This is a genomic window from Streptomyces sp. RB17 (assembly GCF_009604455.1).
Classification (GTDB): Bacteria; Actinomycetota; Actinomycetes; order Streptomycetales; family Streptomycetaceae; genus Streptomyces.
Map to the genome: position 1 here is coordinate 323,546 of NZ_WEGL01000007.1, position 26,823 is coordinate 350,368.

At 72.2% G+C, this 26,823-nt stretch carries 25 protein-coding genes; 12 read left to right on the plus strand and 13 right to left on the minus strand.

What is annotated here, in order from left to right:
• Positions 1–10: 10 nt before the first annotated feature.
• The 4 genes from SRB17_RS29945 to SRB17_RS29960 form a co-directional block, all read right to left on the minus strand.
• The gene (locus SRB17_RS29945) at positions 11–1,129 is read right to left on the minus strand and encodes an LLM class flavin-dependent oxidoreductase (protein WP_153543272.1); all 1,119 of its coding nucleotides are present in this window, start codon (positions 1,127–1,129) and stop codon (positions 11–13) included.
• 98 nt (positions 1,130–1,227) lie between these two features.
• Entirely contained in the window at positions 1,228–1,998 is a 771-nt protein-coding gene (locus tag SRB17_RS29950) for an SDR family NAD(P)-dependent oxidoreductase (RefSeq protein ID WP_153543273.1), read from the minus strand.
• Between the two features lie 10 nt (positions 1,999–2,008).
• The gene (locus SRB17_RS29955) at positions 2,009–2,935 is read right to left on the minus strand and encodes an LLM class F420-dependent oxidoreductase (protein WP_323376433.1); all 927 of its coding nucleotides are present in this window, start codon (positions 2,933–2,935) and stop codon (positions 2,009–2,011) included.
• Positions 2,932–4,155, minus strand: coding sequence for an amidohydrolase family protein (locus SRB17_RS29960; RefSeq protein WP_153543274.1), 1,224 nt, complete (start codon positions 4,153–4,155; stop codon positions 2,932–2,934). Before SRB17_RS29960 ends, SRB17_RS29955 begins: the two co-directional genes overlap by 4 nt.
• Before the next feature lie 189 nt (positions 4,156–4,344).
• Here SRB17_RS29960 and SRB17_RS29965 point away from each other — a divergent pair, with 189 nt between their 5' ends.
• The 4 genes from SRB17_RS29965 to SRB17_RS46740 all read left to right on the plus strand — a co-directional run bounded on the left by SRB17_RS29965 (position 4,345) and on the right by SRB17_RS46740 (position 8,869).
• Positions 4,345–7,317 (plus strand): AfsR/SARP family transcriptional regulator, encoded by a 2,973-nt coding sequence (locus SRB17_RS29965; RefSeq protein ID WP_153543275.1) that lies wholly within the window; start codon positions 4,345–4,347, stop codon positions 7,315–7,317.
• A gap of 202 nt (positions 7,318–7,519) precedes the next feature.
• Complete coding sequence (locus tag SRB17_RS45565) at positions 7,520–7,687, plus strand: hypothetical protein (RefSeq protein ID WP_194294182.1); 168 nt, start codon at positions 7,520–7,522, stop codon at positions 7,685–7,687.
• Positions 7,688–7,767: 80 nt separating this feature from the next.
• On the plus strand, positions 7,768–7,863 hold the full coding sequence (locus SRB17_RS48195; protein ID WP_323376506.1) for a DUF397 domain-containing protein: 96 nt from the start codon (positions 7,768–7,770) through the stop codon (positions 7,861–7,863).
• A 58-nt stretch (positions 7,864–7,921) separates the two neighbouring features.
• Positions 7,922–8,869: a hypothetical protein gene (locus SRB17_RS46740; RefSeq protein WP_323376434.1), complete on the plus strand. Its 948-nt coding sequence runs from the start codon at positions 7,922–7,924 to the stop codon at positions 8,867–8,869.
• Positions 8,870–9,412: 543 nt separating this feature from the next.
• Here the strand turns inward: SRB17_RS46740 and SRB17_RS29980 are convergent.
• Positions 9,413–11,014 (minus strand): FadD3 family acyl-CoA ligase, encoded by a 1,602-nt coding sequence (locus SRB17_RS29980; protein WP_153543276.1) that lies wholly within the window; start codon positions 11,012–11,014, stop codon positions 9,413–9,415.
• Between the two features lie 103 nt (positions 11,015–11,117).
• Here SRB17_RS29980 and SRB17_RS29985 point away from each other — a divergent pair, with 103 nt between their 5' ends.
• The 3 genes from SRB17_RS29985 to SRB17_RS29995 are packed head-to-tail and all read left to right on the plus strand — an operon-like array spanning position 11,118 to position 13,461.
• Positions 11,118–12,272, plus strand: a complete 1,155-nt coding sequence (locus SRB17_RS29985; protein ID WP_153543277.1) for a lipid-transfer protein — start codon at positions 11,118–11,120, stop codon at positions 12,270–12,272.
• Positions 12,273–12,274: 2 nt separating this feature from the next.
• Entirely contained in the window at positions 12,275–12,685 is a 411-nt protein-coding gene (locus SRB17_RS29990; RefSeq protein WP_153543278.1) for a Zn-ribbon domain-containing OB-fold protein, read from the plus strand.
• Positions 12,682–13,461 (plus strand): enoyl-CoA hydratase/isomerase family protein, encoded by a 780-nt coding sequence (locus SRB17_RS29995; protein WP_323376435.1) that lies wholly within the window; start codon positions 12,682–12,684, stop codon positions 13,459–13,461. The genes SRB17_RS29990 and SRB17_RS29995 overlap by 4 nt, the downstream gene beginning before the upstream one ends.
• A 118-nt stretch (positions 13,462–13,579) precedes the next feature.
• On the opposite strand, the gene SRB17_RS30000 is transcribed toward SRB17_RS29995, so the two are convergent.
• Complete coding sequence (locus SRB17_RS30000) at positions 13,580–15,925, minus strand: serine/threonine-protein kinase (protein WP_323376436.1); 2,346 nt, start codon at positions 15,923–15,925, stop codon at positions 13,580–13,582.
• A 179-nt stretch (positions 15,926–16,104) separates the two neighbouring features.
• Complete coding sequence (locus SRB17_RS30010; RefSeq protein WP_323376507.1) at positions 16,105–16,779, minus strand: VOC family protein; 675 nt, start codon at positions 16,777–16,779, stop codon at positions 16,105–16,107.
• Positions 16,780–17,033: 254 nt separating this feature from the next.
• Here SRB17_RS30010 and SRB17_RS30015 point away from each other — a divergent pair, with 254 nt between their 5' ends.
• On the plus strand, positions 17,034–17,669 hold the full coding sequence (locus tag SRB17_RS30015) for a TetR family transcriptional regulator (RefSeq protein ID WP_323376508.1): 636 nt from the start codon (positions 17,034–17,036) through the stop codon (positions 17,667–17,669).
• 85 nt (positions 17,670–17,754) lie between these two features.
• Here the strand turns inward: SRB17_RS30015 and SRB17_RS30020 are convergent, their stop codons facing one another.
• Positions 17,755–18,207: an Lrp/AsnC family transcriptional regulator gene (locus SRB17_RS30020; RefSeq protein ID WP_153543281.1), complete on the minus strand. Its 453-nt coding sequence runs from the start codon at positions 18,205–18,207 to the stop codon at positions 17,755–17,757.
• 82 nt (positions 18,208–18,289) lie between these two features.
• On the opposite strand from SRB17_RS30020, the gene SRB17_RS30025 reads away from it, so the two are divergent.
• Positions 18,290–18,907, plus strand: coding sequence for a LysE family translocator (locus SRB17_RS30025; RefSeq protein WP_153543282.1), 618 nt, complete (start codon positions 18,290–18,292; stop codon positions 18,905–18,907).
• Between the two features lie 78 nt (positions 18,908–18,985).
• Here SRB17_RS30025 and SRB17_RS30030 read toward each other — a convergent pair whose 3' ends face one another.
• On the minus strand, positions 18,986–19,459 hold the full coding sequence (locus tag SRB17_RS30030; protein WP_323376437.1) for a nitroreductase family deazaflavin-dependent oxidoreductase: 474 nt from the start codon (positions 19,457–19,459) through the stop codon (positions 18,986–18,988).
• The gene (locus SRB17_RS30035) at positions 19,456–20,694 is read right to left on the minus strand and encodes an acyl-CoA dehydrogenase family protein (RefSeq protein WP_153543283.1); all 1,239 of its coding nucleotides are present in this window, start codon (positions 20,692–20,694) and stop codon (positions 19,456–19,458) included. Before SRB17_RS30035 ends, SRB17_RS30030 begins: the two co-directional genes overlap by 4 nt.
• Before the next feature lie 121 nt (positions 20,695–20,815).
• Between SRB17_RS30035 and SRB17_RS30040 the strand changes: the two genes are divergently transcribed.
• Positions 20,816–21,985, plus strand: coding sequence for a thiolase C-terminal domain-containing protein (locus SRB17_RS30040; protein WP_153543284.1), 1,170 nt, complete (start codon positions 20,816–20,818; stop codon positions 21,983–21,985).
• A gap of 10 nt (positions 21,986–21,995) precedes the next feature.
• On the opposite strand, the gene SRB17_RS30045 is transcribed toward SRB17_RS30040, so the two are convergent.
• A complete protein-coding gene (locus SRB17_RS30045) occupies positions 21,996–22,970 on the minus strand; it encodes a CorA family divalent cation transporter (protein WP_228396354.1) in 975 nt (324 codons plus the stop codon).
• A 164-nt stretch (positions 22,971–23,134) separates the two neighbouring features.
• On the opposite strand from SRB17_RS30045, the gene SRB17_RS30050 reads away from it, so the two are divergent.
• Positions 23,135–23,800, plus strand: a complete 666-nt coding sequence (locus SRB17_RS30050; RefSeq protein WP_153543285.1) for a pyridoxine/pyridoxamine 5'-phosphate oxidase — start codon at positions 23,135–23,137, stop codon at positions 23,798–23,800.
• Positions 23,801–23,920: 120 nt separating this feature from the next.
• Here SRB17_RS30050 and SRB17_RS30055 read toward each other — a convergent pair whose 3' ends face one another.
• A complete protein-coding gene (locus SRB17_RS30055; protein WP_153543286.1) occupies positions 23,921–24,781 on the minus strand; it encodes a LysR family transcriptional regulator in 861 nt (286 codons plus the stop codon).
• A gap of 68 nt (positions 24,782–24,849) precedes the next feature.
• On the opposite strand from SRB17_RS30055, the gene SRB17_RS30060 reads away from it, so the two are divergent.
• Complete coding sequence (locus tag SRB17_RS30060; RefSeq protein WP_153543287.1) at positions 24,850–25,797, plus strand: EamA family transporter; 948 nt, start codon at positions 24,850–24,852, stop codon at positions 25,795–25,797.
• Positions 25,798–25,908: 111 nt separating this feature from the next.
• Here the strand turns inward: SRB17_RS30060 and SRB17_RS30065 are convergent, their stop codons facing one another.
• Positions 25,909–26,781, minus strand: coding sequence for a GNAT family N-acetyltransferase (locus SRB17_RS30065; protein WP_153543288.1), 873 nt, complete (start codon positions 26,779–26,781; stop codon positions 25,909–25,911).
• Positions 26,782–26,823 lie beyond the last annotated feature (42 nt).

Below are 26,823 nucleotides of genomic sequence, written 5' to 3' on the forward strand. Positions count from 1 at the left end.
GGGAACCCCCTCAGACGGCCTGACGGAACCGGGACGTGCGGTGAACCGGATCCGTGTCGATCTTGGGAATCACGTGCTCCCCGATCAGCCGGATCGTCTGCAGCGTCTCCTCCTTCGGCACCCCCACCGGCAACCCGAAGCTCAGCTGATCGGCGCCCGCCTGCTCCCACCGCTTGCACTGCCGCAGCACCTCGTCGGGGTCGCCGCAGATGAGCAGCTCCTCCTCCACCAGCAGCTCCACGAACTCCGGTGTGTACTGGGGCAGCGTCTCCGGCCACACCGGGAACCCCTCCGGCCGGGGAAACGTGTCGTGGTACCGGAAGACGAGCGAGGGCAGATAGTGCAGCCCCCCGTTCACCGCGATCTCGATCGCCTCCGCGTGCGTGGGCGCGCAGATCGCGGTCGTCGTCACCATCACGTTGTCGTTGACGAAGTCCCCCACCGGCTCCGCGTTCACGACCGCCCTCTTGTACTGGTCCAGCACCCACTCCATGTCGGACACCTTCTGGATGCTGAAGCCGAGCACGCCGAGGCCCTTCTTCGCGGCCATGGCGTACGACGGCGGGGAGCCGGCCGCGTACCACATCGCCGGGTGCGACTTCCCGTACGGCTTGGGCAGGACCTTCCGCGGCGGCAGCTGCCAGTGCTTGCCCTGGAAGCCCACGTACTCGTCCTGGAGCCACATCTTCGGGAACTCGGCGATGGTCTCCTCCCAGATCTCCTTGGTGTAGTTCATATCGGTCACACCCGGTATGAACCCGAGGATCTCGTGGCTGCCGGCACCCCGCCCGCTGCCGAACTCGAAGCGACCCTCGCTGAGGTGGTCCAGCATGGCGACCTTCTCGGCGACCTTCACGGGGTGGTTGACCTGGGCCAGAGGGTTGAAGATCCCGGAGCCGAGGTGGATCCGCTCGGTCGCGTGGGCCAGATAGCCGAGGAAGACGTCGTTGGCGGACAGGTGCGAGTACTCCTCCAGGAAGTGGTGCTCGGAGGCCCAGGCGTACTTGAAGCCGGACCTGTCCGCCTGGATGACGTACTCGGTCTCCTCCATCAGCGCCTTGTGCTCGGCCAGCGGGTCGGTCTCGGCGCGCTTGCCCACGTATCCCTGTACAAAGAGCCCGAATTCCAAGGCGGTTCACCTTCCCCAGTTTTTCTGACGAACCGTCAGATCCATTTGTTGGCCGACTGTCGCACCGCGCACGAGGCCCGTCAATAGCTGACGGTGAGTCAGATGACCGAGACCCCCGCCAGCCATCCGCCGTCGATCACGAACGGCTGGCCGGTGATGTACGACGAGTCCGCCGAGGTGAGGAAGAGCGCCAGCCGCGCCACCTCCTCCGGCTGCCCGACCCGCCCGAGCGGCACGAGCTTGCGGTACAGCTCGTCCAGGGCCCGGCTCATCTCCTCCGGGTCGGCGTCCGGGTCGAGCCGCGCCGGGTTGGACATCGCCGTGTCGATGGCGCCCGGGCAGATCGCGTTGACCCGGATGCCCCGGCCCGCCAGCTCCAGCGCGGCCACCCGGGTCAGCCCCAGCACGGCGTGCTTGGTGGCGGCGTACGTCCCCACGGCCGCCATGCCGGTCATGCCCGTGTAGGACGCGGTGTTGACGATGGTCCCCCCGTCGGCCATCTCGGGCGCCACCGCCTTCATGCCCAGGAAGCAGCCGACCTGGTTGACCTGCACGACCTGCATGAACTCGGCCAGCGGGGTGTCCACGAGCGCGTTGAAGCGCAGGATCCCCGCGTTGTTCACCAGCCCGTCGATGTGCCCGTACGCCTGCTTGACCACCCCGACGGCCTCCCGCCAGCCCTCCTCGGTGCCGACGTCGAGATGGACGTACAACGCGCCTATCTCCTTGGCCAGGGCCTCCCCCTGGTCGTCCAGCACATCGGCGACGACCACCCGCGCCCCCTCCGCCCGGAACAGCCGCGCCTCCTGCTCGCCCTGTCCGCGTGCCGCCCCGGTGATGACGACGACCCGCCCGTCCAGCTTGCCCATGGACTCCTCCTCAGTTCAGCCGGGGCGCGACCTCCGCCCCGAACAGTCCGATCTGCTCGATGAGTTCGGCCCGGTCCCGGCTGCGGAACCGCACCTGGATCCGGTCCACGCCCATCGCCCGGTACGCCCGCAGCGACTCGGCGATCTCCTCGGGTGTCCCGGTGAGCGTGCGCGGCCCGACCTCCCAGCCGGCCCGCCCGACGTACAGCGGCTCGGCGATCGCGCCGATGGTGAACTGTCCTTCGACGCCCGCCTCTGCGCGCAACCGCCGCAGTCGGGCGATCTGGGCGGGCAGCCGGTCCCGCGGATCCCCCTGCGGCAGCCAGCCGTCCCCCTTCAGCGCGGCCCGGCGTACGGCGGCGGGCGAGGAGCCGCCGACCCAGAGGGGGACGTACGGCTGCGCGGGCCGGGGCCGCTGCCCCAGCCCCTCGAAGTCGTAGATCTTCCCGTGATGCGCGGGGAACTCCTCCGCCCCCAGGGCGGCCCGCAGCGCGTCGATCGTCTCGTCCAGCACGGTCCCCCGCCGCTCGAAGTCCACCCCGAGCGCCTCGAACTCCTCCCGGACGTGCCCGGCCCCGACCCCGAGGACCAGCCGGCCGCCGGAGAGGTGGTCGAGGGTGGCGTACTGCTTGGCGGTGAGCAGCGGGTGCCGCAGCCCCACGACCGCCACATGGCTGAGCAGGCGCACCCGCTCGGTCACGGCGGCGAGGTGCGCGAGGGTGGCGACCGGGTCGTACCAGACCGTGCTCATGGCGGGGGCGAGCCGGCGCGGGACGCCCACGTGATCGCATGCGGCGAGGTAGTCGAACCCGGCACGGTCCACGGCCCGCGCGACGGCCACCAGGTCCTCCGGACCGGCCCCGGCCTCCCAGCCCTCCGCGAACAGGGTGCTCTGCGCCTGCACGGGCAGCTGGATGCCGTACGCCAGGGCGCTCACCGCCACAGCCCTGAGGGGGTGAGGCCCAGCAGTTCGATGGCGTTGCCGCGCACGATCCGCTCGACCACGTCCGCCGGCAGATGCCCCATCTGGGCCTCACCGACCTCGCGGGACTTGGGCCAGGTGGAGTCGGAGTGCGGGTAGTCGGTCTCGTACAGGACGTTGCCGACCCCGATGGCGTCCAGGTTCAGCAGGCCGAAGGCGTCGTCGAAGAAACAGCCGTACACATGCCCGGCGAACAGCTCGGACGGCGGCCGGGTGACCTTGTCGGCGACCCCGCCCCACCCCCGGTTCTCCTCCCACACCACATCGGCACGCTCGAGGATGTAGGGAATCCACCCGATCTGCCCTTCCGCATACATGACCCTGAGGTTCGGGAACCGCTCGAACTTGCCGCTCATCAGCCAGTCCACCATCGAGAAGCAGCAGTTGGCGAAGGTGATGGTGGAGCCGACGGCGGGCGGGGCGTCGGCGGAGGTGGAGGGCATTCGGCTGCTGGAGCCGATGTGCATGGCGACGACCGTGCCGGTCTCGTCGCAGGCGGCGAGGAAGGGATCCCAGTCGTCGGTGTGGACGGACGGCAGGCCGAGGTGCGGGGGTATCTCGGAGAAGGCGACGGCCCGGACGCCGCGTGCGGCGTTCCGCCGTACCTCCTGGGCGGCCAGCTCGGCGTCCCACAGGGGTATGAGGGTGAGCGGTATCAGCCGCCCGCGCGCCTGCGGCCCGCACCACTCCTCCACCATCCAGTCGTTGTAGGCGCGGACACAGAGCAGCGCGAGGTCCTTGTCCCGCGCTTCCGTGAAGGTCTGGCCGCAGAAGCGCGGGAAGGTGGGGAAGCAGAGCCCGGACTGCACGTGGTTGACATCCATGTCGGCGAGCCGGGCCGGCACGTCGTACGACCCGGCCCGCATCTGCTCGTACGTGATGACTTCCAGCCTGACCTCGTCCCTGCTGTACCCCACGGCGGTGTCGAGCCGGGTGAGGGGCCGCCGCAGATCCTCATAGGCCCACCAGTCACCGACAGGACCGTCGGTGCTGCCGGGCTCGCCCATGACCGGCCTGAATCGTCCGCCGAGGAAGGTCATCTCCTTCAGCGGGGCGCGCACGATCCGGGGCCCGACCTCCCGGTACTTCCTCGGCAGCCGATCCTGCCAGACGCCGGCGGGCTCAACGGTGTGGTCGTCGACGGAGATGATCAGCGGGAACTGTGTGGTCTCCATGGCCTTCACGGTAGCGCTGATCTGACGGTCCGTCAGCTATCGAGTGACTGCCGGTGCTTGCGAAGAGGGTGTGAGGGGTTTGTGTGCTGCGCTGCGCCGCCCTGTGATCGGCGTCTCCCACGGCTGACGCAACCGCCCGGAACAAGGCAAACTGACGGGGTTGTTCGGGACGTCGAGGGGGACGAACGCATGGACGGTGGGCCGCGAGTGCCTGAGCAGCGGCGTCCCGGCTCCGTGACCGTCACGGAGCAGGAGGCGCTGCGGTTCGGCGTGCTCGGTCCGGTGCGGGCCTGGCGCGGCGAGGAGCAACTCGCCACGGGCTCGCCCCAGCAGCGCGCCCTGCTGGCCGCTCTGCTGCTGCGCGAGGGCCGTACGGCGACGGCGGCGGAGCTGATCGACGCTCTGTGGGGCGCCGAGCCCCCGTCGCAGGCACTGGCGGCCGTCCGCACGTACGCGTCGCGCCTGCGCAAGATCCTGCCCCCGGGCGTGCTGGTCAGCGAGTCCGGCGGCTACGCGGTGCGGGTGCCGGCCGAGGGCGCCCTGGACCTGACCGTGGCCCAGGACCTGGCGGCGGAGGCGGAGAAGGCACGCGCCGCCGGCAACCTGGGCCGAGCCCGCGACCTGCTGAACCGGGCCCTCTCCCGCTGGGACGGCGAGGTCCTGGCCGGCGTACCCGGCCCGTACGCCGAGACCCAGCGCGTCCGCCTGGAGGAGTGGCGCCTGGGCCTCCTCGAATCCCGCCTGGACATGGACCTGGAACAGGGCTGCCACGCGGAGGCGGTCTCGGAACTGACGGCACTGACGGCCGCGCACCCCCTGCGGGAACGCCTGCGCGAACTCCTGATGCTGGCCCTGTACCGCAGCGGCCGCCAGGCGGAGGCCCTCGCGGTCTACGCCGACACCCGCCGCCTGCTGGCCGAGGAACTGGGCGTGGACCCGCGCCCGGGCCTGCGCGACCTCCAGCAGCGCATCCTGCAGGCGGACCCGGCCCTGGCAGAGCCCTCGTCCCCGTCGACGGAACCGCCCGTGGTGGCCGTCCGCCCAGCCCAACTCCCCGCTTCGGTCCCGGACTTCACGGGCCGCGCGGCTTTCGTGACCGAGCTGAGCGAGGTGCTGTCCTCGGCGTCGGAATCGGCGGACGCCGGGGGCCGGGTCATGGCGGTCTCGGCGCTGGCGGGCATCGGAGGCGTGGGCAAGACGACCCTGGCGGTGCACGTGGCCCACCGGGCCCGCGCGGCCTTCCCGGACGGCCAGCTGTACGTGGACCTCCAGGGCGCGGGCCCTCGCCCGGCGGAACCGGAGACGGTCCTGGGCTCCTTCCTGCGCGCCCTCGGCACGGCGGACTCCGCGATCCCGGACTCCCTGGACGAACGGGCGGCGCTCTACCGCTCGGTGCTCGACGGACGCCGTGTCCTCGTCCTGCTGGACAACGCGAAGGACGCGGCCCAGGTACGCCCCCTCCTGCCCGGCACGGAGGGCTGCGCGGCCCTGGTGACATCCCGCGTCCGGATGCTGGACCTGGCCGGGGCGCACCTGGTGGACCTGGACGTGATGTCCCCGGACGAAGCGCTGGCCCTCTTCACGAAGATCGTGGGCGAGGAGCGGGTGGCGGCGGAGCGGGAGGCCGCGCTGGACGTGGTGGCGGCGTGCGGGTTCCTCCCGCTGGCGATCCGCATCGCGGCGTCTCGGCTCGCCGCCCGGCGTACGTGGACGGTCTCGGTGCTGGCGGCGAAGTTGGCGGATGAGCGGCGTCGGCTCGATGAGTTGCAGGCCGGGGATCTGGCGGTGAAGGCGACCTTCGAGCTGGGGTACGGGCAGCTGGAGCCGGCCCAGGCCAGGGCGTTCCGGTTGCTGGGTTTGGCCGACGGCCCGGACATCTCCCTGGCGGCTGCGGCGGCGGTCCTCGACCTGCCCGTGGAGGAGACCGAGGACCTCTTGGAGTCCCTGGTGGACACGTCGCTGCTGGAGTCCGCAGCTCCGGGCCGCTACCGCTTCCACGACCTGGTCCGGCTCTACGCGCGTGCCTGCGCGGAGCGCGACGAACAGCCACCGAGCGAGCGGGAGGCTGCGATGTCGCGGTTGCTGGATTTCTATCTGGCGACGGCGGCGCAGGTGTATGCGATGGAGCGGCCGGGGGATCGGGTCGTGGACCACCTGCAGCCGACCGCGTATCCGGGGCTCAGGTTCGGGTCCCGGCATCAAGCCCAGGACTGGCTGTACGCGGAGGCCGTGTCCCTGCTCGCATGCGTGCGCCAGTTCGCGGGGCCGAGCACGCTGCTGCGCGCCATCGACCTCCTGTGGGCCGCCGTCGACCTGACCGAGTCCGGCGCCAACTCACGCGAATACGACGCCGCTGCCCTCGCCCTGCTCGACGCGGCACGGACCTGCGGGGACCGACGCGCGGAGGTACGGGCCGCCGTGGTCCTGGCCAACGCCCACCAGCTCTCGGGGCGGTTCGCGGAAGCGGACGACGCCGCCCGCCAGGCCCTGGAGCTGGGAGAAGCGCTCGACCACCCGCTGGCACGTTGCTGGGCCGAGAACTGCCGGGGCGCGATGGCCTTCTACCAGCGGCGGTACACCGACGCGGAGAAACACTTCAAGCAGGCGCTCACCGACTTCCGGGACTGCGGGGACCGGGCCGGTGAAGCCAGCGTCCTGTGCAATCTGTCACGCATCCATGTGGTGACCGGGCGCCCGAAGAGCGCCGTGGAACTGGCCCAGCAAGGCGTCGACATGTACGAAGCCCTGGGCCACGCCGTGAAGAGCGCCAACGGACGATACGCCCTCGGCATGGCTCTCACGCAGAACGATTTGCATGTCGAGGCAACGGAGCGGTTTCGAGAGGCACTTGAAGTCTTTCGCGAGAGCCGCCAGCGGCTGTGGGAGGGGATGACCCTGTTCCGGCTCGCGGAACTCGACCTTGTGACCGAGCGGCACGCCCAGGCCTCGGCCAACGCCGAAGCCGCTCTGACCGTGCTCCGCGGGATCGGTGGCGAGTGGCGTCGGGGGAACGTACTCACCGTTCTGGGCCGGGCCCTGCATGGGATCGGGCAGTCCGGGCGGGCCCAGGTGTGCTGGCAGGAGGCCCTGGCCACCTACGAGGCGCTCGGCTCACCCGAGGCTGAAGCGGTCCGCAAGCTGCTGTCACCCGCCGCCGTGTGAGTCCCCCACGACGTTCATCGTTCGTTTATCGCCGAGCGCCATTCTCTTCTCGTCGGTCCGTCGCGTCGGGGGGCAGACGAACCGCCGGTGAGGACGCCCCGTCAACGATCTAGGGTGGGGCGACCAGTTGTTCGTCCGGCCGTCCATCGGGGGAACGGCCGGACGAACGCTACCGAGTTCAGCGCCCAGGGAGGGAAGCACCATGAGCGACGCCAAGAAGGACCAGTCGGTCGTAGAGCCGGACAACATCCACATCACCGACGCCAAGGACGACAGCGCGGTGACGCCGGACAACATCCACATCACCGACGCCAAGGACGAGGCCACGGTCACCCCGGACAACATCCACATCACGTCCGAGCCCGCCTGACCCAACGACCGACGGGGGACACCGGCCGCGACGGCACCGAGGGGGAGCCGTCGCGGCCGAGGCGTGTACGGCCCGGCGGGATCCCCGTCCGCGACTCGAAGAAGGCCCAGGAAGGGCCCGTGCTCGTCTTCGGGCCCGTCGCCTGGGGTGCTTTCCTCGGCTCCCTGAAGGGCTGACCCGGCCCGGTTGTCCACAGGGCAAGCGGCAGATCACGGCTTCTGCGATCTTGCCCGGGTGGAGCGAAGGGACCTGAGGGCGTTGGCGGACCGGGGCGTTCTCCTCACCTCGCGTGCCGTTGAGGCCGGCTGGCCTCGGCGCGACCTCACGCGTGCGCTGCGGGCAGAGGGCTGGACTCGGCTTCGGCAGGGCGCCTGGGCGGAACCGGGGCGGGACCCGGACCTGCTGACTCGGCTGCGGGCCGTGCTGTTCCGGGAACCCCGGCTGATCGTGAGTCATGGTTCAGCGGCAGCCCTCTGGCGGATCGAGGTGCTCGGCGGCAGCCGCAGGGCACCGTTGGAGTTCATCGACCCGCAGCTCGCCATCCGCCGGTTGAGCAGGGACGTACGCGTACACCGGCAGCCGCTCGGCAGGGGTGACGTGGTGGAACGACAGGGGCTCCGGCTCACCACCCCCACCCGCACGCTCACCGATCTGCTCCGGCGCGGTCCGAGGGACGAGGCGCTCGTCGCCGTGGACTCGGCGCTGTCGTACCGCCGGGTCGGACACGTCCGCCGGGCACCGCTCACCCGGCAGGAGGAGATCGCCGCCGCGCTGCAGTCGATGGGCCCGGCTCAGGGATCGGTCCGCGCCCGGGGCCGGCTACGACTGTGCGATCCGCTCGCCGGTTCCCCGGCAGAGACCGTTGCCCGACTGCGGATGTACGACGCCGGTCTCCATCCCGAGAGCCAAGTCGAGCTGCGTACACCGGACGGCAGCCGCCGCACCGTCGATTTCCTGTTCCGGGCGGCAGGGCTGGGCCTGGAGATCGAGGGCTACGCCTACCACGGCTCCCGTGAGGCCCACCGCCAGGACATCAACCGTTTCAATCAACTCCAGCGGTGCCCGGAGATCCGCAGCCTCCTCCGCTTCAGCGCCGAGGAAGTCTTCCACCGCCCTGCGCACATGGTCGAGGAGATCAGGGCCACCCTGGCTCACCTGACCGGCGATTCCACGTGTCCATGAGGGCCGCCCGGAAAGGCGGGGTCCCGACCGGCGTTGGGCCAATTGGAAGGTTTGGGCCACCCCTCATACTCACGGCCACGCCACCCCCACCTCCCAGCTCGCCCAAACCATCCAACTGACCAAGACAACTCCCCCGCCGCAAGCCGCCAAACCCACCCGGCGTGCAGGCCACACGCGAGCGCGCCCCACCCGCCGGCCGTCCGCCGCCAAACCCACCCGGCGTGCAGGCGAGGCGCGACCGCGCGCCCCCAGCCGACGCCGCGCTCGCAGCGCACCCAAGGGACGGGCACCGGTAAGGCGCCCGCCTTCCCCGGGTTGCCCGCTCGCTTCTCACCCGGGCTGGAGCGAGGTGGGTCAAGGGTGGCCCGCAGGGCCATCGCCGAAGGCGACGCGCAGCGCCCTTGACGCACCTCGCGGAAGCCCGACACTGGCCAAAGAAGCGGGCGGCCCCACGGCAACTCGTCAACGCCGCTCAGTCCAGCTCACCCTCACCCTCACCCTCACCCTCACCCCCTCACCCTCACCCCCACACCCCCGCCCCCCTCACCCCCTCCCCCGCAAAGCCCCCTTCACCACCTTCCCGCTCGCGTTCCTCGGCAGCTCCCCCACGAACTCCACCGCCCTCGGCACCTTGTAGTTCGCCATCTCGCGGCGTGCCCAGGCGATGAGGTCGTCGGACGTGAGGACCGAGCCGGGGTGGCGGACGACGAACGCCTTGGCGACCTCGCCCAAGCGGGCGTCCGGTACGCCGATCACGGCCGCCTCCCGGACAGCCGGATGGAGGGCGAGCAACTGCTCTATCTCCGCCGGGTAGGCGTTGAAGCCGCCGACGATGAACATGTCCTTGATGCGGTCCGTGATGCGCAGGTTGCCCGACGAGTCCAGGACGCCCACGTCACCCGTGCGCAGCCAGCCGTCCGCCGAGATCGCCTCGGAGGTGGCCTCGGCGTCCTCGTAGTACCCGCGCATCACGTTGAAGCCGCGGACCAGGACCTCTCCCGGTGTGCCCGTATCGACGGATGCGCCCTTCGCGTCGACCAGCCTCAGCTCCGTCCCCGGGATCGCACGGCCGGAGGTCGACGCGATGACCGACGGCTCGTCGCCGCGCCGGCACATCGTGACGATGCCGCTCGCCTCCGAGAGGCCGTACGCCGTGAGGACCGTGCCGACGCCCAGCTCGGTGCGCAGCCGTTCCACCAACGTCAGCGGTACCACCGCGGCGCCCGTCACCACCAGGCGCAGCGCCGAGAGGTCGTAGGCGTCCCGGGACGGGTGGTCCAGCAGCGACTGGAGGAGGGTGGGCGGGCCCGGGAGGACCGACACCCTCTCCGCCGCGATGTTCGCCAGTGCCGTCTCCACGTTGAACACCGGCTGCGGGATCATCGTCGCTCCGCGCATCAGACAGGCGATCACCCCGGCCTTGTAGCCGAAGGTGTGGAAGAAGGGGTTGATGATCAGGTAGCGGTCGCCGGCCCGCAAGCCTGCCAGGTCCGCCCAGATCGCGTACGCCCGGAGGGTCTGGGTGTGCGTGATCACCGCGCCCTTGGGACGGCCCGTCGTACCCGACGTGTAGATGATGTCCGAGACGTCAGCACCGTCCAACTCGGCCGACCGGGCCCGCACTTCGGCCGCCCCCACCCCCTCCCCTCCCGCCAGGAAGTCCTTCCACGTCCGGAAGTCCGGTGGTGCGTCCTCCGACAGGACCACCACCTCCTCCAGTTCCGGCAGGCCCGGCAGCGGGCCCCGGCCGGCGTCCGGTACCCCTTGCCCCGCCCCCCGCCGCAGGCTCGCCACGTACGAGGCGCCCAGGAAGGTGCCCGTCACGAACAGCAGTCGGGCGCCGCTGCGGCGCAGTACGTCCGCCGCCTCCGTGCCCTTGAAGCGGGTGTTGAGCGGGACGAGGACCGCGCCCGCCGTCACCGCGCCGAGGGCCGACACGATCCAGTCCGGGGTGTTGGGGGCCCAGACCGCCACCCGGTCGCCGGCCCGCACACCGCTCGCCAGGCAGGCCGCCGCCGCCCGTTCCACCCGGGCGCCCAGCTCGCCGTACGTGATCCTGGTCCGGCCCTCGACCACCGCCTCGGTGTCCGCGTACCGCTCGGCGGACCACCGGACCAGATCGGGGATGGTGCCCCAGTCGCTCATCACAGTGCCCCCTGTACAGCGCAGACCGCACTACTGACTGACCGTCAGATTAGCTGTAATCTGACGCACTGTCAGGTCGTCGTGAGTGAGGGGGACGGACGCCATGGCAACAACCGGGATCAAGGACGCCACCGCCATCGTCGGGATCGGGCAGACCTCGTTCGCCAGGCGTCTTCCGGAGGACGAGAAGACGCTCGCGTGCCGGGCCGTGCTCGCCGCGCTCGACGACGCGGGGATCGCGCCCGGTGACGTCGACGGACTCGCCTCCTACACCATGGAGGAGACCGATGAGGTAGAGCTGGCGAAGGCCGTCGGGTTCGGGGACCTGACCTTCTTCAGCAAGGTCCCCTACGGCGGCGGTGGCTCCTGTGCCACCGTCGGTCATCTCGCCGCCGCCATCGCCTCCGGGCAGGCCACCGTCGGGGTCGCCTGGCGGTCGCGGAAGCGGGGCAGCGGCCCGCGCCCCTGGAGCAACACCACCGTGCAGCTCCCCACCCCGGCCCAGTGGACCCGGCCGTTCGGACTCCTCCGCCCCGCCGACGAGATCGCCATGCTCACCCGCCGCTACATGCACGAGTACGGTGCCACCCGCGACCACCTCTTCAACGTCGCCCTCGCCTGCCGCAACCGCGCCAACCAGAACCCGGCCGCCGTCATGTACGAACGGCCGCTGACCCGCGAGATGTACATGACCTCGCGGTGGATCAGCGAGCCGCTGTGCCTCTTCGACAACTGCCTGGAGACGGACGGGGCCCTCGCCTGTGTCCTCGTGTCCAGGGAGCGCGCCCGGGACTGCCGTCGTACGCCGGTGTACGTCCACTCCGCCGCCCAGGGGCTGCCCGCCCAGCACCACGGCATGGTCAACTACTGGAACGACGACCCCCTCACCGGCCCCGCCTGGACCGCCGCCCGGCATCTGTGGAAGCACGCCGACTTCACCCCGGAGGACGTCGACGTGGCGCAGATCTACGACGCCTTCACCGCCCTCGTCCCGCTCTCCCTGGAGGGATACGGCTTCTGCGGGAGGGGCGAGGGTGGGGCGTTCACCGAGCACGGGGCCCTGGAGATCGGCGGGCGGCTGCCCCTCAACACCAGCGGGGGCGGGCTCAGCGAGGCCTATGTGCACGGCTTCAACCTGATCAACGAAGGCGTGAAGCAGTTGCGCGGGACCAGTACCGCCCAGGTGCCCGGCGCCGCCACCTGCCTGGTCACGGCCGGTGAGGGCGTACCCACGTCCGCTCTCCTCCTCAGGAGCTGATCATGCTGATCCCCGTCACCGACACCGACGGCGCGCCCTTCTGGGAGTACGCGGCCCGGGGTGAACTGCGCGTCCAGGCCTGCGGCGACTGCGGCGAGCCGCGCTTCCCGCCGCGCCCCTGCTGCCCGCACTGCCAGTCCTTCGCGAGCGAGTGGCGGCTCACCAGCGGGCGCGGACGGATCTGGTCGTACGTCGTGCCGCATCCGCCCCTCCTCCCGGACTACGCGGAACAGGCGCCGTACAACGTCGTCGTGGTGGAGTTGGAGGACGCGCCGCGCATACGGCTGGTGGGGAACGTGGTCACTCACGCCGGCGCGCCCCTCAACTCCCTTGACTCATCAAGGATCAGGGTCGGCGCCCGGGTCCATGTCGTCTTCGGTGACGGCGGGGTGCCGCAGTGGGTGCTCGCGTGAGCGCCGCCGTACGGATCGACGCCGACAAGGACAGCGGGGTCGCCGTCGTCACCCTCGACCGGCCGCACCGGCTCAACGCCATCGACCTGGACATGGCTCGCGAACTGAGCCAGGTGTGGCGGGCGTTGCGGTTCGACGACTCCGTGCGGGCCGTCGTGCTCACCGGGGGCGGGGAGCGGGCGTTCTGCACCGGGATCGACCGGGACGTCGTCGTGCCGCAGCCCTCGTCGCCGTACATGCAGGACGATCCGCTGCTGACCGTCGGGCCGAAGGCCAATGACCTGTGGAAACCGGTGGTCGCCGCCGTGCACGGGATGGCCTGCGGGGGTGCCTTCTATCTGCTGGGCGAGTGCGAGTTCGTCGTCGCCGATGCGACGGCCGTCTTCTTCGATCCGCACACGACGTACGGCATGGTCAGCGCCTACGAGTCGATGCTGATGGCCGCGCGGATGCCGTACGGGGAGGTGGCCCGGATGGCGCTCATGGGGACGGCCGAGCGGATCTCCGCCCGGCGGGCGTACGAGGTCGGGCTGGTCTCCGAAGTCACCGAGGAGGGCGAGGCGTTGGCGGCCGCCGTGCGCTGTGCCACCGTCGTCGCCGGGTGTCCGCCCACAGCCGTCCAGGGCACGGTGCGGGCGCTGTGGGCGGCCAGGGAGGCGGCCCTGGCCCGGGCGTTCGCCCAGGCCCCGCCCCTCATCGCCCTCGGCGGTCTGCCGGCCGAACGGCAGGCGGAGCTGTTCCGGAACAGGGACCGTACCGAGCCGCGGACACGGTGAGTGACCGTATGGCGGGGAACGCGCACCCGGGGTAGCGTCAGGCCTGGGACGGCCGCCGTCTGGAGCCCTTCCGTGACACACCGGTACGACGGCCGTCACGCCCCTCCCCGCACACTCCTCACGCCGTGCGGGCCGTCCCGGTCCCCTTCTCCGCGTCCAGCGCGTACACGCACCGGTCCTTGCTGCACGCGTACACCACGCCGTCCTTGACCACCGGGGAGCCGGTGATCTCGCCGCCGGTCGCGAGCTTCCAGCGCAGGCGGCCGTCGTCGGACTTCAGGGTGTAGAGCAGGTGGTCCGTGGAGCCGAAGTGGATACGGCCCTCCGCCACCGCCGGGGCGCCCACCACGTCGCCGCCCGCCTGGAAGCGCCACTTGGGCGTGCCGGTGACCGCGTCCAGGGTGTACAGGCCCTTGCCGCTGCCGACGTGGACGTGCCCGGCGGCGACCAGCACCGGCTCGATCGAGGACCGCGCCTCGGTCGCGATGCGCCAGCGGTCGCGGCCGTCGGTGGCGTCGAGGGCGTAGACGGTGCCCAGGTAGTCCGCCAGGTAGATGCCGCCGCCCGTCACCGCCGGGCCCGGGGCGAAGGCCGGCGGGCAGAGGAAGACCGCGGGGGCCTCGAAGTGCCAGCGGACCATGCCGCTCGCCGCCTCGACGGCGAGGACGCGGGTGCCGGCGGAGACGTAGACGTAACCGTCGGGGGCGGGGGTCAGGCGGACCGGTACGCCGCCGCAGGAGGCCGCGTCGCCGACCGGGTACGACCAGCGCTCCTCGCCGGTGCGGGCGTCCAGGGCGCGCAGCCGGGCGTCCTGCCAGACGTAGACCGTGCCGTCGTGGACGAGGGGGCCGGCCTCGGGGGACTCGAAGTCGGTCTGGCAGCCGGCGGTCTCCCACAGCTTCTGCCCGCTCGACGCCTCCCAGGCCTGGACGCCGCCGCCGCGGGTGCCGGTGACGACCGTGCCGTGGTCGGCGTTCAGGGAGTACACCCAGGCGTCCGTGGACAGCCGCCACAGGTCGGTGCCCTCGCGGGCGTCCAGGGCGAACAGGGTGGGGCCGTCGGAGGCGTGGATACGGCCGTCCGCGACCGCCATGGACCAGGCGACGTCGCGTGTCTTGAACCGGCGGCGGCCGGTGGCCACGTCCAGCGCGTGCACCTCGAAGGAGGTGACGTAGACCAGGTCGCCGTCGACCGACGGGGTGCCCCAGACCTCGTTGGACATGCGGAACCGCCAGGGCCGCCAGCCGCTCGCCGTCTCCGGGGGCTGGGGCGGTGCGGGCGGGACGTTCGGGTCGGGGCCGGTGACGCCGGGGCGGGGGCGGGACCAGTTGGCGACCAGGCCGGCCTCCGGCGGGGGTGCCTTCACGGCGGCGGCGCGGGCGTCGGCGACGCGCGGGCCGGGGCCGATGGGCACCTGGGCGCCGGCCAGCCGGACCGGGCCGGTGTCGGGGGCGCCGACGGGGACCGGAGCCGGGGCCGGGGGGTCGTACGGGGGCGGCGGGGGTACGGCCGCGCGTCCGCCGCTCCTCGGGCCGCCGTTCGGGGCGGGGGAGGGCTTCACGGCGGGGCGGCCGCCGCGGCGGGCCTCGATGAGGGCGACCGCCTTCTCGGGCAGCCAGGCGGAGGCGGTGCCGCTGTCGTCGGAGCCGGAGCCGAAGAGATGGGGAGCCAGCTGGGCCTGGAGGTCGGCCGGGGTGGGCCGGGCGGCCGCCTCCATCTGCATGCAGACTTCGATGAGCGGGCGCAGCTCGTCGGGCAGGCCGGTCAGGTCCGGGCCCTCGCGCAGCAGCATGAACACGGTCTCGACCGGGTTGGCGCCGTGGAAGGGCGGGTGGCCGGTGGCCGCGAAGACCAGCATGGAGCCGAGCGAGAAGACGTCGCTGGCGCCGGTGACGCTGCGGGAGTCCTTGGCCTGCTCGGGGGACATGTAGGCGGGGGTGCCGACGGCGACGTTCGTCATGGTCAGCCGGGTGTTGGAGACACCGGAGGCGATGCCGAAGTCGATCACCCGGGGGCCGTCCTCGACCACGAGCACGTTGGACGGCTTCAGGTCACGGTGGACCAGCCCCGCGCCGTGGATGGACTGCAGGGCTTCCGCCACGCCCGCGGCGAGCCAGCGCACGGCCTGGGCCGGGAGCGGCCCGCAGTCGTTCACTATCTCCTCGAGCGAGGGCGCCGGGACGTACGCGGTCGCCAGCCAGGGCACGGCGGCGCGCGGGTCGGCGTCGACCACGGCGGCCGTGTAGAAGCCGGAGACCGCGCGGGCCGCCTCCACCTCGCGCGTGAAGCGGACCCGGAAGAGCTGGTCCTCCGCCAGCTCGGTGCGCACCGTCTTGATCGCCACGCGCCGGCCGGACGCCGAGCGCGCGAGATAGACCAGCCCCATGCCGCCGGCGCCCAGCCGGCCCAGCACCTCGAACGGCCCGATCCGCCGCGGATCGTGCTGCGTCAGCTGATCCACCACTTGCCTGCCACCTCCCCGTACGAGCCGCGCCACCCACATATGTACGCGACCGAAGTGCAGCGTCTCACCACCGCACCGCCGCGGCGGCACGCACCCCAGATTCTTCCTGGCCGGGCGCCCGGTTGCGAACCCGGCGACCTTCGGGGTGTCTCACCATCTATCACCCCAAAGCGGACGTATCACCGCTGCAGCAGTGCGAACGACGCCCCCTGATTGTCGGTGACGACGGCCACTCGTCCGTACGACGCCTCGAAGGGTGGCGCCTGCACCCGGCCGCCGAGCCGCTGTACGGCCCCGAGCGCGTCGTCCAGCTCGGTGACGCGGAAGTGGGTGAGGAAGTGCGGGGGCATCTCGGCCGGGAACACCTCGGTGACCTCGGCGCGGCCGAAGTCCGGCGCGGCACCGGCGCCGAACAGGGCGTCGTGGAAGAGGGCGCCGTAGAAGGCGTTGGCGGCGGTGGTGTCCCGGGTGTACAGCTGGGCCCAGACGAAGGTGCCGGGCTCGTGCCGCCGCCCGAAGCCCCGGTGACGGCCCGGCTGCCACAGGGCGAACACCGCGCCCTCGGGATCGGCGGCGAGCGCGGCCACCCCGAGGTCGCCCACCGGGAACGGGGCCATGACCACCTGCCCGCCGGCCGCGGTGATCCGCCGGCCGAGGGCCTCGGCGTCCGGGGTGGCGAAGGACACCGTCCAGACGGTGGGCATACGGCCGTCGATCTTGGGAGCCAGCGAGGCGACGAGCGCCCCCTCCAGCAGGGCCCACACCGAGGAGCCGTAGGCGTCCTCGAAGGTCCACCCGAAGAGCTCACCGTAGAACCGCTTGCCCGCCTCGACGTCGGAGAGCCGGGCGTCCACCCAGCAGGGCGCACCCTCCCCGTACGTCTCTTCCGCCTCCACCACCTCTGCGTCGATAACGTCTTCCGCCTCTTCGGCCTCTTCCGCCTCTTCATTCCCGGATGCCCTGTTTTCGGCCATGTCGTCAAAGTAACCGGGCCGCGCACACCGCGCAGACCAGGCACACCACTCTCAGAGCACCCGTGCACCCCATTTGCAGTCGGCCGAATCGCGCTCCGATCACCCGTCGGTAAGCTGACGGCATGACAGGACAAGTGCGTACCGTCGACGGCCGCGTGGCCGGCCGGCGTGGGCAGGCGACCCGGCAGAAGCTGCTCGACTGCCTCAGCGAGATGCTCAGCTCCTCCCCCTATCGGGACGTCAAGGTCATCGATGTCGCCCGGAAGGCGGGAACTTCACCCGCGACCTTCTACCAGTACTTCCCCGACGTCGAAGGCGCCGTCCTGGAGATCGCCGAGCAAATGGCGGCCGAGGGCGCCGGATTGACGGAACTGGTCCAGGGGCGGTCCTGGGCCGGTAAGTCGGGATGGCAGACCGCGCAGGAACTCGTGGAGGGATTCCTGGAGTTCTGGCGCAAGAACGACGCGATCCTGCGGGTCGTCGACCTCGGCGCGGCCGAGGGGGACAAACGCTTCTACAAGATCCGCATGAAGATCCTGAACTCTGTGAACAACTCCCTCGCCGAATCCATCACCGAGTTGCAGTCCAAGGGGAGGGTCGACAAGGACGTGAACCCGGCGGCGGTGGCCGGCTCGCTGGTCGCGATGCTCGCGGCGGTGGCGGCGCACCAGAAGGGTTTCTCGTCCTGGGGCGTGAAGCAGGCCGAACTCAAGCCGAATCTTGCGCTGTTGGTGCACCTGGGAGTGACCGGGAAGAAGCCGAGCAAGTAGCACACGGCTTCCGCCCCTTCTTTATCCCATACCAAGTCCTGTCTGGCAGGCGGCAGTTCACCGAGGTGAGCTGCCGCCTGCCGTGTTACGCGGGCAGCGGCCGGTCCCGCACCACATGCTTCATCACCAGCGTCGAGGTCAGTCGCTGCACCCCCGGCAGGGTCGCCAGCCGCTCGTCGTAGAGCCGCTGGAAGGCCGCGAGGTCGGCGGTGGCCACCCGGAGCAGATAGTCGGGCTCGCCGAACAGCCGCTGGGCGTCGAGCACGTGCTCCAGCTCGCCGACGGCCCGCTCGAACTCGGCGACCGTGTCGCGGTCCTCCTGCCGCATCGACACGAAGACCAGCGCCTCGAAGTTCAGCCCGAGCGCCGTCGCGTCCACCACCGCCCGGTAGCCCTGGATGGCACCGGAGCGCTCCAGCTCGCGCAGCCGACGGTGGCAGGGCGAGACGCTCAGACGCACCCGGGCGGCCAGCTCGGTCACGGTCAGCCGCCCGTCCTGCTGCAGCTCGGCAAGGATTTTCCGGTCCATGTCGTCCATGAGACAGACCTTCCTCCGATATAGGCTACGGCGGGCAAACTTCGGGAACACTTTCGGGCCAATCACGCCTAATGTCCCCGGCATGGACTCGGGACTGCTCTTCTCCTACCTCGCTGTGGACCTGCTGCTGGTGTGCGTACCGGGCGCCGACTGGGCGTATGTGATCGCGACCGCGCTGCGCCGCGGCTCGGTGCCGCGCGCGGTGGCCGGCCTGGTCAGCGGCTACGCCCTGCACACGGCCCTGGCGACGGCGGGTCTCGCGGTCCTGGTGGCGGGCTCGCCGAAGCTGCTGACGGCCCTGACGGTGGCGGGCGCCGGTTACCTGCTGTGGCTCGGCTGGGGCGTGCTGCGCCGGCCGGCGGTGCCGGGCGCCATGGAGGAGCCCTCCCCCGACGGGCGCCTCTTCCTGCGCGGCGCCACGATCAGCGGCCTCAACCCCAAGGGCCTGCTGCTCTACCTCTCCGTCCTCCCCCAGTTCCTCACCCTGCACGGCGCCCACCTGCCCGTCCCGGTCCAGACGGCGGCCCTCGGACTGCTCCACATGGCCTGCTGCGCGGCCGTCTACCTCACCGTCGGCGCGGTGTCGCGTGCGCTGCTCTCGGCGAGGCCGGCTGCGGCCCGGGCGGTTGCGCGGACGTCGGGGGCGGCGATGGTGGGGATCGGAGCGGTGCTCCTGGCGGAGCGCCTGGCCGGGGTTTAGCGCCGCAGGGGGTGCCACTGGATGCCGTCGGGCGTCTGCGGGTCCGTCGCGGCTGGTCGCGCCGTTCCCCGCGCCCCTTCAGGGCGCTTGAGTGAGCCGGAACAGGCGGATTTGCCTCGTCACGCGGCCCTGATATGCGGCGTACGGCGGCCAGAACGCGAGGACCGCCCGCCACGCTGCCGCCCGCTCCTCCCCTGCCAGCAGTCGAGCGGTGACCGGAATGTCGTGCCCCTTCCAGCTGATGGAGGCGTCGGGGTGGGCCAGCAGATTGTGGGTCCACGCCGGATGCCCGGGCCGGCCGAAGTTGGATCCGACGAGGAGCCAGCTCTTGCCGTCCGGCTCCGGCATGCAGGCCAGCGGGGTGCGGCGGGGCAGGCCGCTGCGGGCGCCGATGGAGGTGAGGAGCACGCCGGGCAGCATCTGGGTGCTGAGCAGGAACCGGCCCCGGGTGAGCCGGTGGACCGCCCGGTCGAGCGCCGGGATCACATGGGGCGCGACCTTCGCGAACGCGCGCGTCGAGGACACCTTCTGCACCAGCCGGACGCCGATCACACCGTCACCGCCCCGCCCGCGAAGAGACCGGCGACCTCGGCGGCCCGGTCCCGCAGCCGGTGCACGGGCCCGAACAGCAGCTCGTCCCCGGCGGCCCGCTTGAAGTACAGCTGGGCGTCGTGCTCCCAGGTGAACCCGATCCCCCCGTGCAGCTGGATCCCCTCGGCGGCGGCACTGCGCAACGCCTCCAGGGCCTGAGCGAGCGCGAGCCCACCACTTCGTTCACCCTCAGCGGGTGGGAACCCGGACGCCGAAGGCGCAGCCGAGGCGGGCCCGGCGCCGGCGCCGCAGGCCCACGCGGCGTAGTACGCACCCGACCGAGCCGCCTGCACCCCCACATACACATCCGCCAGCCGATGCTTCACCGCCTGGAAGGACCCCACCGGCCGCCCGAACTGCTCACGCCGGCCGACGTATTCCACGGTCCGCTCCAGTACCCGCTCCGCCGCTCCGACGGCCTCGCAGGCGAGCACGGCGGCGGCCTGGTCCCCGAGCGCGGCGAGGGCGGGCAGCACATCCGTGTCCTCCTCGCCGAGCAACTCACCTCGCACTTCCCGCAGTTGTACCCGCCCCTGGGCCCGCGTCGCGTCCAGCGCGGTCTGCCGGGTCCGTACGACACCGGGCGCGTCCCCGGCCACCAGGAACAGCAGGGTTCGCGACCGCGCGAAGCCCCCGGTGTGCGCGGCGACGAGCAGCAGTCCCGCGCTGTGCCCGTCCAGTACCTGGTCGACCTCCCCGTACAGCCGCCAGTCACCGTCGGTCTGCCGGGCCTGGACACCGCCGGCCCGTCCGCCACCGGCGGAGTAGGTGCCGTTGTCGCAGGTCAGGGCGAGGGCCGTGGTCAGGGACGGGCCGGGGACGGCGAGGGTGGCGGTGAGCGCGCCGGCGGCGAGGCGGGGCAGCAGCTCGGCGCGCTGGGCCTCCGTGCCGAGGGCGAGGATCAGCGGGGCGGCGAGGACGGAGGTGGCGAGCAGCGGGGAGGGGGCCAGCACCCGGCCGGTCTCCTCGCACGCGAGGGCGAGTTCGGTGACCGAGCAGCCGACGCCGCCGTACCGCTCGGGCAGGGCGAGCCCCGGCAGGCCGAGCTGGTCGGCGAGGGCCGACCACAGGAGGGGCTCGTGTCCGCCCGGGCTGTCGACGGCGGTGCGCAGCTCGGGCGAGCCGCACCGCTTGTGCAGCAACTCGCGCAGGGTGCGGCGGATCTCGTCCTGCTCGGCGGTCAGGCGTGTGTCCATGGCGGGTCCTCATCCCTCCCGAGCCGATCTGACGGACCGTCATATTAGGACGCGGCGACGGGGATGCCCAGGGTCACGAACACCTGCCGCGAACCGCAGTAGCTGATGTACCGTCAGATTCATGACGGCTGGGAACAGGAAGGTCGCCGTGGTCGGTGTGGCCCTCTCCGACTGCGGGCGCGTGGACGACGCCACCCCGTACACCCTGCACGCACAGGCGGCCCGCCGCGCCCTCGCGGACGCGGGGCTCGACCGCACCCGGGTGGACGGCCTCGCTTCGGCGGGCCTCGGCACGCTGGCCCCGGTGGAGGTGGCCGAGTACCTGGGCCTGCGCCCCACCTGGGTGGACTCCACCTCGGTCGGCGGTTCGACCTGGGAGGTCATGGCGGCGCACGCGGCGGACGCGATAGCGGCGGGCCGTGCGAACGCCGTCCTCCTCGTCTACGGCTCGACGGCGCGCGCGGACATCAAGGCGGGCCGCAGGACGGGCGACCTGTCCTTCGGCGCCCGCGGTCCCCTGCAGTTCGAGGTCCCCTACGGCCACACCCTGATCGCCAAGTACGCGATGGCCGCCCGCCGCCACATGATCGAACACGGCACGACCGTCGCGCAGTTGGCCGAGGTGGCGGTCCAGGCCCGGGCCAACGCGGCACTGAACCCGGAGGCGATGTTCCGCGACCCGATCACGGTCGACGACGTCCTGGCCGGCCCGATGATCGCCGACCCCTTCACCAAGCTGCACTGCTGCCTGCGCTCGGACGGCGGCGCGGCGGTCCTGCTGGCGGCCGAGGAGTACGTACGGGACAGCCGCCCGGCCCCCGTCTGGATCCTCGGCACCGGGGAGCACGTCTCGCACGCGGCGATGTCCGAGTGGCCGGACTTCACGGTGTCCCCGGCGGCGGTGAGCGGACGGCTGGCCTTCGAGCGGGCGGGCGTGGGGCCGGAGGAGATGGACTTCGCCCAGATCTACGACGCCTTCACCTACATGACCCTGGTGACGCTGGAGGACCTGGGCTTCTGCGCGAAGGGCGAGGGCGGGGCGTTCGTGGAGAAGGGCCGGCTGCTGGTGCGGGGCGGGGAGCTGCCGGTGAACACGGACGGGGGTGGCCTGTCGGCCCAGCATCCCGGGATGCGCGGGCTGTTCCTGCTGGTGGAGGCGGTACGGCAGCTGCGCGGGGAGGCCGGGGAGCGGCAGGTGCGGACGCGGGACGGGCAGGTGCCGAGGCTGGGTGTGGCTTCCGGGACGGGGGGCTGGTTCTGCTCGTCGGGAACGGTGGTTCTCGGGCGGTGAGGGCCCCGCTTCAGTCCTCCTCCAGGAGCCGTCGCCAGATGCGGGTACGGTGCAGGACGTAGAGCGAGCCGAGCAGGACGACCACCTGCAGCCCCACGGCGAGCAGCCAGAACTCGTCCCTGGTCTCCAGCCTGTTCGTCAGGAACGTGAAGTTCATGCCGAAGAACCCGGTGATGAACGACAGCGGCAGGAAGATCACCGACACGATGGCCAGCCGGTTGATCACGCCGTTCTGCTCGCCCGCGACGAGCGAGGAGTAACTGGCGAAGGCCCGGCGGGTGGCGTCCTGCAGGGACTCGACGTCGGCGAGCACCAGCCTCCCGGCGGTCTGGAACCCCTGGGCACGCCGTTGCCGCTCCTCGGGGAAGGTGGGGCTCATCATCCGGCGGGTGAGGATCTCGTCGATCGCCTGGAGGTAGGGCCGCAGCGCGTGGTGCAGGAGCGCGGAGCGTCGCCGCAGCTGCGCCAGCCGGTACACCTGCTCGGGGCGCCGGTTCTCGAACATGTCGTCCTCGAGCTCCTCGGACTGCAGCAGGGCCTGTACGGCCGCCCGGCGGAAGGTGTCCAGGGCCTCCTGGAGCAGGAGGAAGAGCACGGCCACGGTGTCGTCGGGCCGCTCGTGCCGCAGCGCCGCGGTGATGCTCTTCGCCAGTCCGGCCTGCCCCCGGTGCACGGTGGCCAGGAACCGCTCGGTCACCACCACGTGGAGGTGGGCGATCTCGTCGCCGTGCACCACCGGCACGACGAAAGCGGCCCGGTCCCCCAGGAACTCGGCCCGCGGCGGTTCGCCCTCCCTGCCGAACCACTCCATGTCCTCGCCGACCAGGCCCAGCTGATCGGCGATCGGCGTGCCCGGCGCCGGCGCGTCCTGCGGCAGCTCCACGTCGACGAGCAGGAAGGAGTCGACGGCCAGCCGCTCACGGGCCTCCGAGACGTCCGTACGGGTGATGGTCATCTCGGGCATCGACACCACCGTTACGATCATCGCCCCTCACCGTCGCCTCCGAGCCCGTGGCTCCGAGCGTCCCCCGTGCTCCGGCACGCCCGCACGTCGAATCACCCGTGTGCCTCGCGGGACGACTGCCGAACGGATGGCGGCCCGGTCGCAGGCAGCCGCGCCCACGGCGGCGCGGTGGCGATACTCGGCACATGGAAACGGATCTCCACGCAATTCTGAAGTCGCTGCGGGTATGGGACCCGGACGTCACGGACCTGCGCCCGTTCGACCCGGACACCGCGCCGCCGACCCCGCTGCCCCTGTTCACGAGCTGGTTCGCGGACGCGGTGGCGGCCGGGCAGCCGGAGCCGCACACGATGTCGCTGGCCACGGTGGACGAGGAGGGTCGGCCGGACGTCCGGATCGTGATGCTGCACGGCGCCGACGCGGACGGCTGGGCCTTCGGCACGCACGCCACGAGCCGCAAGGGCCGGGCCCTGAGCGCCCACCCCTGGGCGGCCCTTGCCTTCTACTGGCCGGTGCTGGGCCGCCAGGTCCGGCTGCGCGGGGCGGTGACCGCGGCGCCGTCCCGGGACAGTCAGGCGGATCTGCACGCCCGCTCGACGGGGGCGCTGGCCGCGGCGCTCACCGGGCGGCAGAGCGAGGAGCTGTCCTCACTGGCCGAGCTGCGGCGGGCGTCCCGGGCCGCGTGGGAGCGGGCCCGGGACAACCCGGCCGAGCCCTCTCCCACCTGGACCCTCTACCGGCTGCACCCGGAGACGGTGGAGTTCTTCCAGGGGGATGCGGACAGGCGGCATGTGCGGCTGGAGTACCGGAGCACGGAGTTCGGCTGGAGCAAGGCGTTGCTCTGGCCTTAGCCGGGCGCCCACCCGCCGTCGGGGTGTGGGGCCGTTTGCGACTGCGGGTGTGTTGTGGCTGGTCGCGCCCAGGCGGCGGAGCCGCACATCGACAGAGCCCCGCGCCCCTTACGGGGGCGCTCAGGCCTCCGCCACCAGCCGCCGGGCCAGACGCACCAGTTCCGGAATCGCCGGGTGCGTAGGAGTTCCTCGGTGCCAGGCGAGAAGCAGCGGTACCGGGGGTGCGTCCGTCAGGGGGCGGAAGGCGATCGCGGGGTGGGTGTGGACACCCGGTGTCGCTGTCGTCGTGATGCCCGCTGCCCGGCCGGCCGCGATCGCCGTCAGCCATTCGTCCGTGTTGGTGACCTCGATCGTCGCCGTGGGCCGCGCCGCGGCGGGCCAGAGGTCGAGCGTGGTGGTGCCCGCCACCGTGTTCAGGGCGATCGGCCAGGCCGCCAGGTCCGCGAGCGTGAGGGTGTCGTGTCCGGCGAGGTCGCTGTCCGCCGGCACCACAGCGATCCGCGCCTCCTGCAGCAGCAGCTCAGTGGCCAGCCCCGGCACCGTCACCGCGCCGCGCAGCAGCGCGACGTCGACCTTGCCCTGGGTGAGCCCGGCCGTACGGTCGTCGACACGGCGCAGTTGCAGCGGCACATCGGGGTGTTCCTCGTCCCAGCGGCGCAGCAGCGGGACGGTCAGCCCGCCGAGCGCGGCCCAGGGGTGGCCGAGGCGCAGCGGCAGCGCGGTCAGCGCGCCGGGGTCGAGGGCAGTGTCGACGGCGGCCAGCGCGGCGGCGGCCCGGTCCCGGAAGCGGTGACCGGCGGGCGTCAGCTCCAGGTGGTGCGTGGAACGGTCGACCAGGCGCACGCCGAGGTGGGTCTCCAGCTGGCGCAGCGTGCGCGACAGGGCGGGCTGGCCGATGTGCAGGCGGGCCGCGGCACGGGTGATCGTGCCTTCCTCCGCGATGGCGAGGAAGGCCCGCAGATGGCGCAGCTCCATGGTCATGCCTGCCCAGCATAAACGCGGGCCGATCGGCATTTCACGGGCCGCGTCCGGCTTCCTAGCGTGAAGCCATGACGAACCTGACGCCCCGCGCGGCAGCCCCCCGAGCGGTGTCCGCACAGACCGGGCCGGCGCAGCCCCCTTCGCAGTCCGTCCGCATCCGCACCGGCGCCCCGACGGCCGGTGCCGGCGGTCTCGGCGGCATCGCGCTGGTGCTGTCCAGTGCGCTCTCGGTGCAGTTCGGCTCCGCCGTCGCCGCGCTGCTCTTTCCGCGCACCGGGGCCCTCGGGGTGGTGGCGCTGCGGGTGACGATCGCGGCGGTGCTGCTGCTGGCGGTGTGCCGTCCCCGGCTGCGCGGTCACAGCCGTGCCGACTGGGCGGTGGTCTGCGCCTTCGGGCTCACGCTCGGCGGCATGAACATCCTCTTCTACCAGGCGATCGACCGGATCCCGCTGGGTCCCGCGGTGACCCTGGAGGTGCTCGGCCCGCTCGCGCTGTCCGTCGTCGCCGCACGCCGGGCGGTGAGCCTGCTGTGGGCCGCCCTGGCGCTCGCCGGAGTGCTGCTGCTCGGGCAGGAGGGCCTGGGGCGGCTCAGTCTGCCGGGTGCCGGGTTCGCACTCGGCGCGGGGGCGCTGTGGGCGGCGTACATCGTCTTCAACTCCCGGACCGGCGCCCGCTTTCCACGGCTGGACGGGCTGGCCGTGGCGATGGCCGTGGCCGCGCTGCTGAGCCTGCCGCTGGGCATCGCCTCGGCGGGTACCGCGCTGCTGCGGCCGGGGTCGCTGGGGCTCGGACTGGCCGTGGCCCTGCTGTCCTCGGTCCTGCCGTACACGCTGGAGCTGCTGGCCCTGCGCCGGCTGCCCGCCCCGACCTTCGCGGTCCTGATGAGCCTGGCCCCGGCGCTCGCGGCCCTGGCCGGCTTCCTGGTCCTCGGCCAGACCCTGTCCCCCGCCCAGTGCCTGGCCATCGCCCTGGTGGTGACGGCGATCGCGGGGGCGGTGCGGGCGGGGCGCCGGTAGTCTCCGTTGTCCCGCCGCGTGCTGGGGCAGCGTGGTCAGCGGGTGCGGCCCGACGACCGAGGCGACACCAAAGGCGGCGAGGGCAGCCCGCATGCCTCTCTCCCGCTCGCTTCAGACCCGCAGGGCCGTGCCGGAGAACCGCCACACCTCGAAGTCCGCCACCGGTCGGTAGCCGATCCGCTGGTACAGCCGGTTGCTCGTCGGATTGGCGAGGTCGGTGAAGAGGAGGACCTGCGCGACCCCGGTCTCGCGCGCGGCCCGGCTCACCTCCGCCGTGGCCGCGCCCGCGTAGCCGCGGCCGCGCAGGTCGGCGGGGGTGTAGACGGGGGCGACGCGGACCTGGCCGGCGATCTCCGGGGTGGCCCCCACCATGGAGACCGGGGTGCCGTCGGCCTCCTCCCAGAGGGTGGCGCCGCCCTCGGCGATCCGCGCGTCGGCCCACGCGGCGGTGTCCGTGCCGACGCCGTGACCGGTGTCCGTGTCGAACTCGGCCTTCCAGCGGCTCAGCAACTCGCGGTCCTCGCGCCCCGCGATCCGCGCCCGGCCCTGCGGCCTCGGCTCCGGTACGGTCAACTCGCCCAGCCGGTAGAGCCGTTGCCGCAGGCCGAGCGTGGCCGGCGCACCGGTGTGCCGCTGCCAGGCCGCCGCGAAGGCCCCCGCCGTCTCCCGCGGGCCGGAGATTCCGGTCGCGGGGTGCCCCAGGCCGGCGAGCCGGGCGGCCAGGGCGTCGGCCTCCAGCGCGGTGAGCCGGGTGATCTGGAGGGGGAAGGGCGGCGTGTGGATCACGGTCGCGCGGACGGTGTCGTCGGCCAGGACCCCGAAGAGCGGCGCCTCGGCGCTGTAGAAGTGCAGCCCGCGCCGGCGCAGAGCGTCCGTCACCGTCAGCGGGACCGTGTGCAGGGCGGGCCGGGAGCGCAGGAAGTCGCCGGCGCGGGAGAGGAACTCGTCCAGGTCTTCGGTGAGATACCAGTCGTCAGGGCGCATACGGCCCATGATCGGCGCCAACTTCCGTACGAGACACCGGTT